Origin of the sequence: Paenibacillus sp. PsM32, assembly GCF_030433815.1 — a bacterium.
GTDB classification, from domain to species: Bacteria; Bacillota; Bacilli; order Paenibacillales; family Paenibacillaceae; genus Saccharibacillus; species Saccharibacillus kyungheensis.
Window position 1 is genome coordinate 1 of record NZ_JARUWY010000082.1, and the last position, 227, is coordinate 227.

The window sequence follows — 227 nt, forward strand, 5'->3', positions numbered from 1 at the left end:
GTGCAGGGCGTTCTGTACCATTCGCATTCAGTAAAACCGTATTATGCTCCCATGTCTGTCCTTCGATGTATCCCCAAAGTGTCACTCCTTTGACAGAAGGGTGATTCCAAATTACAGGGAATTTTTCTTAATAACGTGCTAATTGAGTGGCATCGTCACCGGTCATATACAGTTCAGATACGTAGATCGGTAATCCTGTCGAGACTAAAATGATGAGTACAGTAGTT

General features: G+C 42.7%; 1 pseudogene. It reads right to left on the reverse strand.

From position 1 onward, the window contains the following. Positions 1 to 227 (reverse strand): annotated as a pseudogene (locus QCD85_RS23770) (endo-1,4-beta-xylanase); the annotation flags it as partial.